Source organism: Hyphobacterium sp. (assembly GCF_965228115.1).
Classification (GTDB): domain Bacteria; phylum Pseudomonadota; class Alphaproteobacteria; order Caulobacterales; family Maricaulaceae; genus Hyphobacterium.
Genome location: NZ_OZ245794.1, coordinates 1,878,199 through 1,893,710, shown reverse-complemented (window position 1 = coordinate 1,893,710; position 15,512 = coordinate 1,878,199). Strand labels below are relative to the sequence as shown.

16 protein-coding genes are annotated in these 15,512 nt (G+C 58.2%); 5 read left to right on the top strand and 11 right to left on the bottom strand.

The window, feature by feature from the left end; translation table 11 throughout:
• Positions 1–68 precede the first annotated feature (68 nt).
• Both ACO079_RS09855 and ACO079_RS09850 read right to left on the bottom strand, forming a co-directional pair.
• Positions 69–902 (bottom strand): SDR family NAD(P)-dependent oxidoreductase, encoded by an 834-nt coding sequence (locus ACO079_RS09855; protein WP_421789606.1) that lies wholly within the window; start codon positions 900–902, stop codon positions 69–71.
• Positions 899–2,389: a flavin-containing monooxygenase gene (locus ACO079_RS09850; protein WP_421789604.1), complete on the bottom strand. Its 1,491-nt coding sequence runs from the start codon at positions 2,387–2,389 to the stop codon at positions 899–901. Before ACO079_RS09850 ends, ACO079_RS09855 begins: the two co-directional genes overlap by 4 nt.
• Positions 2,390–2,555: 166 nt before the next feature.
• Between ACO079_RS09850 and ACO079_RS09845 the strand changes: the two genes are divergently transcribed.
• On the top strand, positions 2,556–3,038 hold the full coding sequence (locus ACO079_RS09845; protein WP_421789602.1) for a hypothetical protein: 483 nt from the start codon (positions 2,556–2,558) through the stop codon (positions 3,036–3,038).
• A gap of 6 nt (positions 3,039–3,044) precedes the next feature.
• On the opposite strand, the gene ACO079_RS09840 is transcribed toward ACO079_RS09845, so the two are convergent.
• Positions 3,045–3,461 carry a DUF1330 domain-containing protein gene (locus ACO079_RS09840; protein WP_421789600.1) on the bottom strand — a complete coding sequence of 139 codons (417 nt, stop codon included), beginning with the start codon at positions 3,459–3,461 and terminating at the stop codon, positions 3,045–3,047.
• A gap of 141 nt (positions 3,462–3,602) precedes the next feature.
• On the opposite strand from ACO079_RS09840, the gene ACO079_RS09835 reads away from it, so the two are divergent.
• Complete coding sequence (locus tag ACO079_RS09835) at positions 3,603–4,355, top strand: hypothetical protein (protein WP_421789598.1); 753 nt, start codon at positions 3,603–3,605, stop codon at positions 4,353–4,355.
• A gap of 50 nt (positions 4,356–4,405) precedes the next feature.
• Complete coding sequence (locus ACO079_RS09830; RefSeq protein WP_421789596.1) at positions 4,406–4,843, top strand: hotdog fold thioesterase; 438 nt, start codon at positions 4,406–4,408, stop codon at positions 4,841–4,843.
• On the opposite strand, the gene polA is transcribed toward ACO079_RS09830, so the two are convergent.
• Genes polA through ACO079_RS09810 form a run of 4 tightly spaced genes read right to left on the bottom strand, consistent with a single transcriptional unit; the run spans position 4,840 to position 9,787 of the window.
• Positions 4,840–7,617 (bottom strand): DNA polymerase I, encoded by a 2,778-nt coding sequence (polA, locus tag ACO079_RS09825; RefSeq protein ID WP_421789594.1) that lies wholly within the window; start codon positions 7,615–7,617, stop codon positions 4,840–4,842. The genes ACO079_RS09830 and polA overlap by 4 nt on opposite strands.
• Before the next feature lie 42 nt (positions 7,618–7,659).
• Entirely contained in the window at positions 7,660–8,058 is a 399-nt protein-coding gene (locus ACO079_RS09820) for a hypothetical protein (protein ID WP_421789592.1), read from the bottom strand.
• A 54-nt stretch (positions 8,059–8,112) separates the two neighbouring features.
• Positions 8,113–9,594 carry an SLC13 family permease gene (locus ACO079_RS09815; RefSeq protein ID WP_421789590.1) on the bottom strand — a complete coding sequence of 494 codons (1,482 nt, stop codon included), beginning with the start codon at positions 9,592–9,594 and terminating at the stop codon, positions 8,113–8,115.
• A gap of 4 nt (positions 9,595–9,598) precedes the next feature.
• A complete protein-coding gene (locus tag ACO079_RS09810) occupies positions 9,599–9,787 on the bottom strand; it encodes a zinc-finger domain-containing protein (RefSeq protein WP_421789588.1) in 189 nt (62 codons plus the stop codon).
• A 78-nt stretch (positions 9,788–9,865) separates the two neighbouring features.
• Between ACO079_RS09810 and ACO079_RS09805 the strand changes: the two genes are divergently transcribed.
• A complete protein-coding gene (locus ACO079_RS09805; protein ID WP_421789586.1) occupies positions 9,866–10,822 on the top strand; it encodes an ABC transporter ATP-binding protein in 957 nt (318 codons plus the stop codon).
• 57 nt (positions 10,823–10,879) lie between these two features.
• A complete protein-coding gene (locus ACO079_RS09800; RefSeq protein ID WP_421789585.1) occupies positions 10,880–11,242 on the top strand; it encodes a hypothetical protein in 363 nt (120 codons plus the stop codon).
• Here ACO079_RS09800 and ACO079_RS09795 read toward each other — a convergent pair whose 3' ends face one another.
• From ACO079_RS09795 to mnmG, 4 genes are read right to left on the bottom strand one after another with little or no spacing between them, the layout of a single operon-like run.
• Positions 11,243–12,124 (bottom strand): ParB/RepB/Spo0J family partition protein, encoded by an 882-nt coding sequence (locus tag ACO079_RS09795; RefSeq protein ID WP_421789583.1) that lies wholly within the window; start codon positions 12,122–12,124, stop codon positions 11,243–11,245. It lies immediately after the preceding gene.
• On the bottom strand, positions 12,121–12,963 hold the full coding sequence (locus tag ACO079_RS09790; RefSeq protein ID WP_421789581.1) for a ParA family protein: 843 nt from the start codon (positions 12,961–12,963) through the stop codon (positions 12,121–12,123). The genes ACO079_RS09795 and ACO079_RS09790 overlap by 4 nt, the downstream gene beginning before the upstream one ends.
• A 4-nt stretch (positions 12,964–12,967) precedes the next feature.
• Positions 12,968–13,606 carry a 16S rRNA (guanine(527)-N(7))-methyltransferase RsmG gene (gene rsmG, locus ACO079_RS09785; RefSeq protein ID WP_421789579.1) on the bottom strand — a complete coding sequence of 213 codons (639 nt, stop codon included), beginning with the start codon at positions 13,604–13,606 and terminating at the stop codon, positions 12,968–12,970.
• Positions 13,607–15,469: a tRNA uridine-5-carboxymethylaminomethyl(34) synthesis enzyme MnmG gene (gene mnmG / locus ACO079_RS09780; RefSeq protein WP_421789577.1), complete on the bottom strand. Its 1,863-nt coding sequence runs from the start codon at positions 15,467–15,469 to the stop codon at positions 13,607–13,609. It lies immediately after the preceding gene.
• Between the last annotated feature and the right edge of the window lie 43 nt (positions 15,470–15,512).

Below are 15,512 nucleotides of genomic sequence, written 5' to 3'. Positions count from 1 at the left end.
AGAGGGGGCAATCGCGATGGGATAATGTGCCATCGGCCCAATGAATTGTCAGGCTGGCCTGCATAGCGCTAGCCCGGCTTGCGCAAAGGATCCAGGCGCGATTGGAGGAGGGCCCAGTATCGCGTCGGCAACACGCGCTCCATCCACATCAGCGCGTGAGCATCACGGCCAACAAAGACGCGGGGCTTGCGCCGCTCTACCCCCCGCAGGATGATTTCGGCAGCTTTTGGCGGGGGCATAACCAAAGATTGATCCGCAACCTTCTTGCCGATCTCGAACTCTTCATCAGACACGCCCACGCCACGGGCTGCGGTTTTGGCGATGTTCGTGGCCACGCCGCCGGGGTGCACGGTTGTCACCCGAATGGAGGTGTCCATCAGCTCATGCCGCAGCGCCATAGAGAAGCCGCGCACCCCGAACTTGGCCGCGCTATAAGCCGTCTGGCCCGCCGGGGCAATCACGCCGAAAATGGAAGAGATATTGGTAATCTGGCCCTCACCGGATGCTTTCATCAAGGGCAGGAAAGCCCGTGTCATCCACACAACGCCATTGAGGTTGATATTGATCACCCGATCGAATTGCTCCGGCGTGACCTGATCGAAGAACCCGCCCAGCGCGACACCGGCATTATTGAACAAGAGCTGGGCTTCGCCATGCGTATTGCGGACCTCTTCGGAAAAGGTACTCACAGCTTCTGCGTCAGACACATCCAGCACCGTGGCGGTCACCCGTCGGTCATTTGAACGCAAGGCTTCCGCGACTGTGTTGAGGCCGTCTTCATTGATATCGGCCAACGCCAGATGGCATCCACGTGCGGCCAGCGCTTTTGCCAGCGCTTCACCGATACCGCTGGCCGCCCCGGTTACCACAGCCGTTTTTCCGGCGAGATCCAGACGGCTCATTCTGCGGCCTCGGGAAGGCGGGTTTCAGATACGTGATCCCGCGCAGTTATGAACTGCATGGCGCCGTCATCAATTTTCCCAAATCGAATGGCCATCATATCCGCGATATAATTCATATGAACCTGCCAGGGCGTTTTTGGTCCCTGCATCGGCAATTGATCGCGGGCACGCTGAAAATAACCGGAATCGAGCAGCTTCAGAGGTTCGCGCGGCATGTCCGGATCCGCGATCGGGACAGCAAAATCTGCCCCAACCTTATCGAGATGATTGATGGTCCGGCATACCCGCTCACAGGTCAGATCGATCTTCAGCGTCCAGGAGGCATTCGTGTAGCCAAACGCCATGGCCAAGTTGGGAATGTCGCTGACCATCATGCCGCGATACACGACATGATCCGGCACATTGACCATCTTTCCATCCACGCGCGTCAGGATACCACCCATCAGCTGAAGGTTCAGACCTGTTGCAGGAATGACGAGGTCGGCCTCTAGATGCTCACCGGTTTTCAGTTGAATACCGGTTTCTGTGAACCGGTCTATTTGCGCGGTGACAACCGAAGCCTGGCCATCGCGAATGGGTGCGAAGAAATCTCCATCCGGAGCCGCGCAAAAACGCTGGTCCCAAGGCTTGTAGGCTGGCGCGAAATGTTGCTCGACATCGATATCGGGACCCAGCGCTTTTTGAGCCTCCTTCATCACAGCCTTTTTCACAAACTCCGGAAAACGCTGTGCCATCTGGAAAATCAGAATGGTCTGGAAAATATTCTTATACCGGGTGATCCCATACGCCCATTTTGCGGGCAGAACCCTGCGTAGGAAATTTGCCGTCCGGTCTACTGTGGGGCGGGCCGCAATATAGGTAGGTGAGCGCTGCAGCATGGTGACATGCGCCGCTCTGCCAGCCATGGCGGGCAAAAGTGTAACTGCCGTGGCCCCGGAACCAATGATGATGACCTTCTTGCCTGTGTAGTCGTAATCCTCATTCCACTCCTGAGGGTGGATAAAATCACCTTTGAAATCCTCAAGGCTCTCAAATTCAGGAAGATAGCCCCGATCATAGGAATAATAGCCAGACGCTAGAAACAGGAATTTCGCGGTATGCTCTTCGTTACCATCAGGGGCCCTGACCTTCACAGTCCACCGGGCGGTACCGGAATCCCAATCGGCAGAAACAACTTTCCTGCCGAATCTGAGATGCGGCATCATGCCGGCATCTTCAGCCGTCTCGGTTAGATAATTCCGGATGGCGGGACCGTCGGCAAACACCTTGCCATCCACCCAGGGCTTGAAGGCATAACCGAACGTGTACATGTCACTGTCAGACCGGATCCCCGGATAGCGGAAGAGGTCCCAGGTGCCGCCAATCTGATCGCGGGCTTCGAGAATGCGATAGGTTTTACCCGGGCAGCGCTCGGTTAGATGGTGCGCCATGCCAATGCCTGAGACACCCGCTCCGACAATCAAAACATCAACTTCGGATTCCGCCATCTCTCAATCCCCAGCGGTGAACGGTGTTCACTATGCCTGTGCGGGCTCACAGGTCAAATAGGTGTCACCGTAAGTCGGGCATGACCCGGCTTCCTGGCAAAAAGGGGCTTTAAAAACCCTTGCCGACCGTCTTAATCTCATCAGCGGGAAATCTGGGGGAATACCAATGAGTTTGACGAGCCTTCTGATTCTGGCCGCCGTACAATCCTACGGGCCGGTTGATATCAATGGTTGGGAGCTGCGCGGCGCAAGAAATAGTGAAGGTGTCTATGTGTGCTCGGTTTCCATTCCCTATCGCAGCGGGATCGAGCTGGGCTTTGTCCGCTCCCGCGACACTTTCCGGATCGCACTCCAGAATGAAGCCTGGTATCTCAATGAGAATGACCGGTATTCTTTGTCCCTGCGCATCGACAATCGCTTCAGCCAGTCCGTAACTGCGCGGGCGAACGGGACCGAAACGCTGGTGATTGACTATGACTGGGTGCCAAACAGTACGCTGGAAAACGCCCTGATTTATGGAGACGTTCTCTACATCAATGCGCAACAGGCCGATTTCCAGTTTGCGTTGACAAATTCCTCACGAGCTTTGCCTGCGCTGGAGTCCTGTCTGCAGAGCGGAGCCCGGAACCCCTTTGCGGGGCCCAAGTAAGGCCACCTAACCGAACTGATCGCTACCTTGAGAAACTTTGTGCCGGATGAGACGCGAGTCCAGAATGGCTGCCTGACGGTGCGGAACGGCTTCGGCCTGATAAGCCGGATCCGTCACCATTTGTAAAAAGGCATTTGCATCTGGATAGCGCGCAATGAATGCGATATCCCATAGACCCTCCTCTGGTCCGATCAGCATGGTTTGTGGTTTGCCGCGCCAGATAATTTTGCCGCCGACTCGCTGAAAGACCGGGGCGCTCTGCTTTCCATATAGCGCGTAAGCATCTGCTCCGGAGAGATCGCGGCCATCCGGATAATCCGCTTTCTGCCGCAGCCGGATCAGGTTCAGCATATCGATCGGGTGATCACGAGGCAAAGATTTGAAGCCCTCAAATGCCGCTCGGGTGGGATCAATAAAGGCCATTGGGGGTCTCCGATCTATCGTGGATTAATCCAATAAGTGCAATGATGCTAACAGCTTCGCGCCTCACGGGAAGCAGGGACATGCGTGTTTTTGGGTGACGGCGCCGCTCACACCTGTTAACCTATGGTTAAGGGGAAACAGATGCGGCGTTCGACAGAATTCTTCTCTGCGGGATGTGTGGCCATGGCCGGTCTTTTAATCGGTCTGGTCGGGCCTGTCGGCTCAATGGAGCCTGGATGGGATCCGCAAGCCGCTGTTCTGGCGTCTTTTGACACAAGCTCGACTTTTGAAGTTTCCGAGGGAACGGCCCGAACCGCAACCGCAATTATGAGTGTTCGAGATGCCTATGGCAGCGATTTCAGCTCGGGCGCGACGCGGTTTACATTGGCAGACCTGCCCGGGCCGGCCGCGCTGGTGATCGAAGGCGAAACCACCCAGGAAGCCGCCTTTCAGCGTCCCGTATCGGCCGCCAATGAGCCGCGGGTGACAACCAGCGTGCGGCTCGCTGCGCCGGTTGTGGCAGAAGATGCAGATACGATTGTCACGCCCTATGCCGGTGTCGCCGTCACCCCGGAGGGAACCGAGGCGCGGGTCGGCGCCCAGGTGCGGATTGGCGATGGCGAGGGGCCAAACTCGCGCTGGTTCCTGTTCGCAGCCGCCGAACGGCAGGCCCTGATCTATGATGCCGAGGACATGGGCCGGCCGCTTCAAGCGATTGATATCACGCCCTACACCTCAATTGGCGATGCGCAGGCAGGTATTGCTTATCGTCTGAATCCACAATCTGACGTGGCCTTTGCCTATGTCCGCCGGGACTGGGCCTATCGCTATGGCCCGGACAAGTGGGATGAAACGGAGGAGTTTGCCGCCGTTTCCTTTATCGCGCGCTGGTAATCGGCCACCTGCCCGCCTAAATCCTCGTCCAGATTGTAATGGAGCCTGACATGGCGGCCATCTGGTATGGCGGACGTTTTCCGCTGGAAATGGTGAATTTTTCAGACCGTCAAACCATGGCGGATGCTATCGGCATTGAGATCACCGAGGCCGGCGATAACTGGGTCCGGGGCAAAATGCCGGTTGATCACCGCACACACCAGCCCTTTGGTTTGTTGCATGGCGGCGCATCTGTCGCCCTCGCCGAAACGCTGGCTTCGGTCGGGGCATTCTGCACCGTAAACCCGGAAACCCATGCCGCTGTTGGCATGGAGATCAACGCCAATCATGTCCGCCCCGTCCGCGAAGGCTGGGTTTATGGCGAGGCCAAGAATGAGACGATGGGCCGCACCTCTCAGGTCTGGACGATCCGCATTACCAATGAAAAGGGCAAGCTGGTCTGCCTCTCGCGCTGCACGATGGCGATCATCAAACAGGGCAGGGCCTAGTGCGCTTCGCCCCAGTGCGATCCGGCATTCGCATCGACTTCCAGCGGAACCGAAATATCCAGCGCGGGCAAGGCTGCGCCGGACATCACCTCCTTGGCCAGACCAATCAGGTCCTCTGCCTGATGTTCCGGTACTTCAAAGACCAGCTCGTCATGCACCTGTAACAGCATACGCGCGTCCAGACCGGCGCGTTCAATCGCGTCCGGCAAGCGGATCATGGCGCGGCGGATGATGTCGGCGGCCGAGCCCTGGATGGGTGCGTTGATCGCCTGACGCTCGGCGAACTGGCGCATATTCGGGTTCTTATCCTTGATGGAGGGCAGGTGCGCGCGGCGGCCAAAGATCGTCTCGACATAGCCTTTGGCTTTTACCTCCTCGCGCTTGCCATCCATATAGGTTTTGACGCCCGGGAACTTTTCAAAATACTTCTTGATAAAAGCGCTGGCTTCATCGCGTTCGATGCCGAGATTGTTAGCCAGGCCGAAGGCTGAAATACCGTAGATAATCCCGAAATTGATTGCCTTGGCTTGCCGCCGGACCATCGGGTCCATACCCTCAATCGGCACGCCGAACATTTCCGACGCCGTCATGGCGTGAATATCATCGCCGCGTTTGAAGGCGTCTTTGAGGGCGGTGACATCCGCGATATGCGCCAGCAGGCGCAGTTCGATCTGGGAATAATCAGCCGCCACTAGCACATTGCCCGGTTCAGCGATGAAGGCTTCGCGGATCTTGCGGCCTTCCTCGGTGCGGATCGGGATGTTCATCAGGTTCGGATCGGACGACGCCAGCCGACCGGTGGTCGTGGCAGCCAGAGCAAAAGAGGTGTGTACCCGGCCGGTGTCCGGGTTGATGGCTTCGCCCAGCGCATCAGAATAGGTCGATTTCAACTTGGCGGCAGAGCGCCAGCTGAGCACGGCTTTGGGCAGTTCATGCCCTTCATTGGCGAGGCCCTCGAGCACTGAGACATCGGTTTTCCAGGCACCGGTCTTGGTTTTCTTGCCACCGGGCAGCGCCATCTCATCAAAAAGGATTTCGCCCAGCTGTTTGGGGCTGCCGAGATTGAATCTCGACCCGGCCAGCTCGTGTGCGCGGTCTTCATGCTCGGCCATTTTCTGAGCAAAATCAGAGGACAGGCGCGCCAGCTGGGCCTTGTCGACCTTCACACCGGCCAGTTCCATATCGGCCAAGACCTTTGGCATGGGCCGTTCGATGGTTTCATAGAGGGTCGCCTTGCCCTTGCCCGGCACGCTGGGTTTTAAGATTTCCCACAGCCGCAGGGTCACATCGGCATCTTCAGCGGCGTATTCGGTCGCTTTGGGCAGATCCACTTCGGCGAAGCTGATCTGGCTTTTGCCGGTTCCGCAGACTTCTTTGAACGCCATGGGCGCATGGCCGAGATGCAATTCGGACAGCGCATCCATGCCATGGCCATGCAGGCCGCTTTCCAGCACGTAGGACAACAACATGGTGTCGTCATAGGGCGCGACATTGATGCCGGAGCGCGACAGAACGGCGAGATCGTATTTGATGTTCTGGCCGACCTTCAGAACCGCGGGGCTTTCCAGCAGCGGTTTCAGCGTAGCAATCGCCTCATCCATCGGGATCTGGTCCGGGCGCTCGCCTCCGCCCAGCAAATCCCCGGCGGTGCCATGGTCGAGCGGGATGTAGCAGGCCTCTCCCGGCCTGGTGGCCAGGGACACGCCAACCAAATTTGATGCCACGGCGGACAGGCGGTCGGTTTCCGTGTCGACAGCAATAACGCCGGCCGCATAGCTGGCCTCGATCCATTTTTCGAGATCGGCAAGCGTTGTTACGCACGCATATTTCGAGCGATCAATCGGGGCTGTCGCATCGCCGGTTTCATCACCAGCTGGCGCGCCCAGCGCCTCTTCTACGCGGCGAGTGATGGTCCGAAATTCCATGCCCTTGAGGAAGCCGACAAGTGTCTCCGCGTCAGGTTCTTCGGTGCCGAACGCGTCTAGCCCCTCTTCGACCGGCACGTCGGTTTTCAGGGTGACGAGTTCCTTGGAAATGCGGGCGGCATCGGCAAATTCGATCAGGTTTTCGCGGCGCTTGTTCTGCTTGATCTCTTCGGCACGCGATAGCAGCGTTTCCAGATCGCCATATTCCTCGATCAGCTGGCTGGCGGTTTTCGGGCCAATTCCGGGAACACCGGGTACATTGTCGGTTGAGTCCCCCATCAAAGACTGGACTTCGATGACTTTGTCCGGGCCCACACCAAACTTCTCGACCACGCCGTCCGGGTCGATGCGCTTGTTCTTCATTGTGTCGAACATGGTGACGCGATCACCCACCAGCTGCATCAGATCCTTGTCCGAAGAGACAATGGTGACTTTTGCGCCCTTGGCTTCAGCCTGACGGGCATAGGTGGCGATCAGATCATCGGCCTCAAATCCCTCCATCTCGATACAGGGGGTCCCGAAAGCACGCGTGGCATCCCGGATGATGGAAAATTGCGGCACCAGATCTTCCGGCGCGGGCGGGCGATGTGCCTTGTAGTCTGGATAGATATCATTGCGGAAAGACTTGCCGGAATAATCAAAAATGACCGCCAGATGACTGGGCTCATCCTCGCCTTTCAGGTCTTCCAGCAGCTTCCACAGCATGTTGCAGAAGCCTTGCACCGCGCCGACCGGCGTGCCGTCAGAACGCGTCAGCGGTGGCAGCGCGTGATAGGCGCGGAAAATATAGCCCGACCCGTCAATCAGATAGATATGGGAGGTCTCGTCGACGGGGCGGGTAACGGCCATGAAGGGGCTCCGTAATGCAGGATTGGTTCAATCCGGGGAAGGTTAGCCCGCCGCCCATATAAGGGCGAGCCCCGAAGCTGCGGTGAGCAGGGACAACAACCGGATCAACCAGGCAGGCAAACGCTGAGCCCAAAAGTTTGCGTAGGCATGATGCCAGCGTCGAGGGGCAACAATGATGAGGATCGAGCTGAGTACAAGGAAAAGGCCAAAAATGAGAAAAACAGACGGAAATCGCGACGCCTCCGACGCCCCAACCAGTGCCAGACCCGCCAAGCCCCGCAGCGCATGCTCGCCAAAGTGGATTGAAGGCGTAGAGCCCATGGCGGCCAGCCCACGCAGGGCCGTGTGCGGCGCAAACGCCATCAGTGCAGCGACGGCGATGAGCCAAAGGCCGGAGGCATAAACGCCAAGCCTGGCCAGCACGAACAAGAAATCTGGCAACGCGGACGGCCTTTCACTCCATACCGAGGTCAACTCCAGGCAATTATCAGCCGGCTATCCCGGAAACACCACCGGTCCCAGCAGGGCGCCCAAAGCGGCGATGACGACTGCCCCGGCAAGGTTCAAACGGACGCCTGCCTTCATCATTTGGCCCTGCGTGACCGCGCCGGAGGCATAGACAATCGCATTGGGCGCGGTTGCGACAGGCAGCATGAAGGCAAAGCTGGCCGCAATCGCGACGGGCACGATCAGGCGTTCCGCCGGGAAGCCGGCTCCTGCGGCCATGGCAGCCAGTACCGGCAGGAAGGCCGATGTGGTCGCGACGTTGGACGTCAGTTCGGTCAGGAAAATTACCATCAGGACGAGGCAGAAAATTAGCAGGGGCGCCGGGAAGGCGGCGAGGAAGCTCATCTGCGTGCCGAGCCAATCCGCCAAACCGGTAGAAGTGAGCGCGGCGGCCAATGACAGCCCGCCTCCAAACAGCACAATAACATTCCAAGGGAGGCGGGCGGTATCCTCCCAATCCATCAGCATCCGGCCCTTGTCTGCGCCTTGCGCGCCGGCCGGAATGAGGAAGGCGAAAAGGGCGCCCATCATGGCGATTTGCGTGTTGGAGACGCCCAGCTCTATCGAAAGGTCGAGCGTCGTTCCGACCCAGCCGAGCAGCGGATTCCACAGATAGGCCTGTCCCATCCAGAGCGCGGCCACAACGCCGAAGAGCATGGCGACGCGCGCTTCTGGCGCGGTGATCTTGCCCAGCGACTTTAGATCCGTCTGGACGATCCGGCGGGCAGCAGCGCTATCGACATTGCTTTTAAGTTTGAAGGCTATGCGCGTCAGGATGAACCACATGATCGGCAGGAAGAGCATCACTGCCGGCAGGCCAATCAACGACCAGGTGAGCGGATCAATCGTGCGGCCAAACTCTGCTTCCAGAAAGCCGATGGCGATCAGATTGGTTGGCGTGCCGACGAACACACCCACCCCGCCAACCGAGGCCGCATAAGCCACCCCCAGCGCCAGGGCGACGGGAAAGTGCGGGCTGGCATGACCTTCCTTGCCGACTTCCTGTGCCACGCGCAGTGCGATCGGGATCATCATGATGGTGGTGGCCGTGTTGGAAATCCACATGGACAAGAGCGCGGCCGCCGTCATGAAGCCACCGACCAGCAGCGCAGGCCGTCCGCCGAATATCTTCACCACATTCAACGCAATCCGGGTATGTAGATTCCAGCGCTCGACCGCCAAGGCGATGATAAAACCGCCTAGCAGGAGCATCACGATGGGGCTGGCATAGGGGCTGGCCGTATCGCGAATTGATTGAATATCCAGCAGCGGAAACAAAGCGAGCGGGACCAACGCCGTTGCGGCAATCGGAATGGCTTCTGTCGCCCACCAGGTCGCCATCATCAAGGCGAGCGAGGCGAGCAGCCAGGCTTCGCGGCTGACGCCTTCCGGAATGGGTACGAATTGCAGGCCGACGGCGAGAATAACGCCAATGACCAGGCCAATATTTTGCGCGCGGCTTCGGGCCAAAGGCTTATGCGGCTTTGTCAGCCGGACCGTTTTTCAGGACGAAACGCCGGTCACAATATCCACACTCGACATAACCGGTATCGCGGTCGATCTCATAATAAACTTTAGGATGGCCCAACGCCCCACCGCCGCCATCGCAGGAGACGCGATGCTGATCCGTAATGATGGTTTCAGGCGGAAGTGGCGCGCTCATGTCAGGGCTCCGATAGACAGGGGCTGTGGAGGGGCATAGTTATTGGGCTCTCACCTAGCCGTCAATGCAGACTTGTTTATGACCGACCTTCCCGAATATGCCCTTGAAGCCATTGATCTGCGCAAGACCTATGGCGGCACCAAAACGACCCCTCCGAAAGAAGCGCTGAAAGGCGTGACCTTGCGCATAAAGCGGGGATCGATCTTCGGGTTACTAGGGCCGAATGGGGCGGGAAAGTCGACCTTTATCAATATCTTCGCCGGGCTAGTGAATAAAACTTCCGGAACCGGCGTCATCTGGGGCCGGGATATCGACAAGGAACCGCGGGATTCCCGTGCGGCCATCGGAATTGTGCCCCAGGAAATCAATATGGATGTGTTTTTCACACCCTATGAAACGCTGGAGCTGATGGCCGGGTTCTATGGCGTGCCGAAATCCGAGCGGCGTTCCGAGGAAATCCTGGCTGCGGTGGGTCTGACAGATAAGCGCGATGCCTATGTGCGCCAGCTGTCTGGCGGCATGAAGCGCCGCCTGCTGGTGGCCAAGGCGCTGGTGCATAATCCGCCGATCCTGGTACTCGATGAACCGACCGCAGGCGTGGATATCGAGCTTCGCCGTCAGCTCTGGGAATATGTCCGCGAATTGCATGCCGCCGGTACAACGATCGTCCTGACGACTCACTATCTCGAAGAAGCGCAAGAGCTGTGCGACGAGATCGCCATTGTGGATCATGGTGAAGTCGTCGCCTGCGAACCAAAGGATGCGCTCTTGAAGCGGATGGATACCAAGTCATTAGTCATCGATCCGGTCGAACCGCTCGCAGCGGTGCCGAAGTCCTTGGCCGGGTTTGAGGCCGAGATCCGGGATGGGGGCAGCCTCGCCATCTCTTACAAGTTCGGCCAGCAATCGGTTGCCGAAATCATAGAGAAGTACAATGAGTCCGGGGCCCGGATTGCAGATTTGCGAACCGAAGAACCAGATCTGGAAGACGTCTTCATGTCGCTGACTTATCAGGACAAGGGTGACGCCGCATAGTTTTGCCTTGGTTTGGCCGCTTCTTGAAAACATGCTGGCGATCAAAGGGAGATCGACATGCGGATGCTAAAGCGGTTGTTTGCTGGGTTGATATCAGCGGGATTATTCGTTTTCCTGGTGTTTTTCTGCACGCAGTTTCTGGAACCCCAGGGCCAGAATGGCTGGATTGCCGCGATTATACTGTTGGGTGTTTCGGCGATTGGTTGTGTCTTGCTCTATGCGTGGATTCTTGGCCCTAAATCGCTTCGGTCCCGGGAAGCCGGAGACGATAACGATCCTGGCGCGATTGGGCTCGGCCTGACCGGCGTTGGCTTGGCCGGCGACCGGCGCCGGCGTGACGATAGTGAACCGGATGATCTGGGCGGCCGCCGCCGTGACACGAATGATGACACTGATGGTGATCTGGGCGCGATCGGCTGATCAGCTCGCGTTCAAACGTCGGCAAATTTCATCCAGCTGACCGAGTTCAGCATAGCGGATTGTCACCGCACCGCCTTCGGCGTTCGGGCCTTCGCCATGGTTGATCTCCACGGATAGTCCAAGCTTTTCTGATAGATCCCGCTCGAGCGCGCGGGTATCGGCATCTTTTTGCTGTTTCGCGGCCTTGGTCTCTGGTGCCTTTTTTGGTTTTGGCGTCCGTGTCAGTTGCTCAGCTTGGCGAACATTCAGCCCCTGGGCGATAATGGTTTCCGCTAGCTCCGCCGGGTTGTCCGCGGTGGCAATCGCCCGCGCATGACCCGAGCTCAGGCGGCCCGCTTCCAGATGATCCAGAACGCTGGGAGGCAGAACAAGCAATCGCATTGAATTGGCGACATGGCTGCGGCTTTTGCCGACGGCCCGCGCGATCTCATCCTGGGTATGCTCAAACCGGTCAACCAGCTGACGATAGGCGCGTGCTTCCTCAACCGGATTGAGATCCGCGCGCTGGACGTTTTCGACAATTGCAATCTCCAGAGTTTCACGGTCTGTAAACTCTTGAATAAGAACAGGAATATCGTGAAGTTGGGCGCGTTGTGCCGCGCGCCAGCGACGCTCTCCGGCGACCAGCTGATACCCCCCGCCATCAGGCAAGGGCCGAACCAGGACGGGTTGTAACAAGCCTTTTTCAGCGATCGAATTGGCCAGTGAGACCAGGTCCGCCTCATTAAAGCGCCGGCGGGGCTGGTCTGGGTTGGGATGAATGTCTTCGATTGGAAGCGTCTTGATCCCTGCGACGGCCTCAATGTCTGAAGCCGCGACCTCGCCATCGTTTAAGAGGGCCGACAAACCCCGGCCAAGCCCACGTGTTCGTTCGGCGCTCATGCTGGAACCTTATTATTATCAATGGCTTGGCGCTTTTCTTGTTGCACGATTTCTTTGGCCAGCGCGAGATAGGCCTGGCTGCCCGCGCAGTGGAGATCGTACAGTAAAACCGGCTTGCCGAAGGAGGGGGCTTCAGACACACGCACATTGCGCGGAATGAGTGTTTTATAAACCTGATCACCGAAAAACTCGCGCACATCCGCTTCAACCTGACCCGAGAGATTATTGCGGGCATCGAACATGGTCAGGACCACGCCCTGCATGGCGAGCTTGGGGTTGAGATTGGTCCGGACCAGCTCGACCGTCCGCATCAGCTGGGTCAGACCCTCCAGCGCGAAAAACTCACATTGCAGCGGCACTAGAACAGAGTCAGCGGATGTCAAAGCATTGACGGTCAACAGGTTTAATGATGGTGGGCAATCAATCAAAACATAATCGCAATGATGACCCGCATCCGCCAAGCGCTTACGCAATCGATCGATGGCATGGCGCATCCGGTAAGACCTGCGGGGCGCAGAGGCCAATTCCAGTTCGGCTCCAGAGAGGTCCGGATCGGACGGCACGAGGGCAAGCCCCGGAACCAGCGTATCCACGAGCGCGCGCTCAAGCGGCTGTTCGCCCACCAACACGTCGTAAGTCGTGACTTTGCGGTCGGCCGGCGGAACTCCAAGCCCGGTAGACGCATTGCCCTGGGGATCAAGGTCGAGAATGACGACCTGCTTGCCAATAGCGGCAAGCGCCGTTCCCAGATTGATGGTCGTTGTGGTTTTGCCGACGCCGCCTTTCTGGTTGGCGATGGCGATTATTTTTGGCGGCTTGATTGCGGCGGTGTTCGGCACGGTGTCAGCCCTTCCGGGGTTTGATATTGCGAAGCCGAAGTATGACTCCAGCGTCGCTGGTCCGACTTGGGTGAATCTCTTCCTCGAAGGTCCAGTATTTACGGGCATCCGTCAATTCCTGGCGGTAGCGTTCGCCCTTCGGAAACAGGCAAATACCCGCACTTTTCAACAATGGATATGCATAGGTGAGGAGTTTGGGTAGTGCCGCAACCGCCCGCGCCGTAATGACCTCAAATTTGTTTATCTGAGGCAAAGCTTCGACTCGGGCGTTGTGAACCTCAGCCTTCAAGGCCAGCGCATCCACACATTCCGAAATGAATCGGGCTTTCTTGCCGATAGACTCGACAAAAGTCACATGAGCGCCAGCCCATTGACGATCCCGCATGCCGAGCGCAATCGCCAAGCCGGGAATGCCGGCGCCAGCCCCGAAATCCAGCCAGTTTTTGCCGTCACCGGGCGCCAGATCGATCAGTTGAAACCCGTCCAGCGCGTGCCGGCTCCAGAATTCACCGAGCGTGGACCGCCCGACGAGATTAGTATGAGCATTTGCGGCTGACAGGCGAGCATACCAATCCTCGAACGCTGAGAGTGTTTCACGTGAAACACCCGTCGCCTTCTGGAACTCCTGCGCGCTTGTAACCACTCAGCCGGCCTTCCGGCGGGATTTGATGTGCGCCAGAATTGCCGTGATGGCGCTTGGTGTAACACCCTCTAGCCGCCCGGCCTGCCCAAGAGTCTGGGGGCGGGCCATTGTCAGCTTCTCCCGGGCCTCGTTCGACAGGCCCCCAATGGCCGAATAGTCGAGATCGCCGGGGATCCGGATGGCTTCATCCCGGCGGAAGGCCAGAATATCAGCCTCCTGGCGCTGCAAGTAATTCGCGTAGACCGCCTCGGTTTCCAATTGCTTTACGATCTCCGGCTCAACGGACGCCAGCTCATCGGATATCGGCACCAAATCACTCCAGGCCGTGTCCGGATAGCTCAGCAGCTCCATTGCTGACCGGCGGCGGCCATCCTGATTAACCGACAGGCCAAACCTCGCGGCCTCCGGCGGTGTCAGGGAGAGTCGGTTAAGAAGTTCACGGCCTGCGGTGAGCTGAAGATGCTTAGACTCAAAGGCCTCGCTGCGCTGCTTAGAAACACCGCCAAGCGAGATGGCAAGAGGAGTCAAGCGTTGATCCGCATTATCTGCGCGCAGGCTTAGCCGGTATTCGGCCCGGCTGGTAAACATGCGATAAGGCTCACTGACACCTCGAGTCACGAGATCGTCAATCAGCACGCCAATATAGGCTTCAGAGCGGCTGAGGGTGATGGCGTCCGATCCGCCTGCGGCGCGCGCCGCGTTCAATCCGGCCATCAAACCCTGAGCAGCGGCTTCTTCATATCCGGTCGTACCATTGATCTGGCCGGCCAGGTAAAGACCGGGTGCCGCCCTGACTTCAAGCGATGGCGTTAATTCTCGCGGATCGACATAATCATATTCGATGGCATAACCATACCGGCCCACCTCGACACTCTCGAGACCTGGGATGGTTTTCAAGAATGCGAGCTGAACCTCATCGGGCAATGAGGTCGAGATGCCGTTTGGATAAACGAGATCACTGTCGAGACCTTCCGGCTCAAGAAAGATCTGATGGCTGTCCTTCTCGGCAAACCGGTGGATCTTGTCCTCAATGGACGGGCAATAGCGCGGCCCGCGGCCGGATATTCCGCCGCTATAAACAGCCGACTGATCCAGATTCGCGGCAATAATCGCATGAGTTTTCGGCGTGGTGTGGGTAATGCCACACGCGATCTGCGGTACAGTGATTTCGCGTGTCAGGAAGGAAAACGGTGCTGGCGCATCATCAGCAGGTTGCACTTGCAGACCCGCCCAATCAATCGACGCTTTCTTGATCCGGGCGGGGGTTCCCGTCTTGAGACGGCCCATGCGCATTCCCAGACCATAAAGCCGATCCGACAGTCCTATCGCTGGTTTCTCGCCATGCCGGCCTGCCGGAATTCGCTCAAGGCCGCGATGGATGACCCCTTTAAGGAAGGTTCCGGTCGTCAGAACGACCGCAGCGGCAGACCACGCGCGCCCATCTTCGGCCACGACGCCAACGACCCGGCCGGAAGCATCCACCTGAATGTCTTCTATAGATGCGGCTTCGATGGTCAGATTCGGCGTATTCGCCAGCTCGGCCTGCATGGCCTCCCGATAAAGGCGCCGGTCTGATTGAGTCCGCGGTCCACGAACGGCCGGGCCTTTAGAACGGTTGAGCAGACGAAACTGAATGCCCGATGCATCCGCGATGCGGCCCATAATGCCATCCATGGCATCAATCTCACGCACGAGATGGCCTTTTCCGAGCCCGCCAATGGCCGGATTACAGGACATTTCGCCAATCGTGGCCGAGTTGTGGGTCAGCAGAAGCGTCTTTGCGCCCAGGCGCGCGGACGCCGCGGCGGCTTCACAGCCCGCGTGCCCGCCCCCGATAATGATGACATTCCACTTGGCCGTCATTGCAGCGCAAGTCCTTCTGTAATTCCTAAGTTTGGGCGCGCTA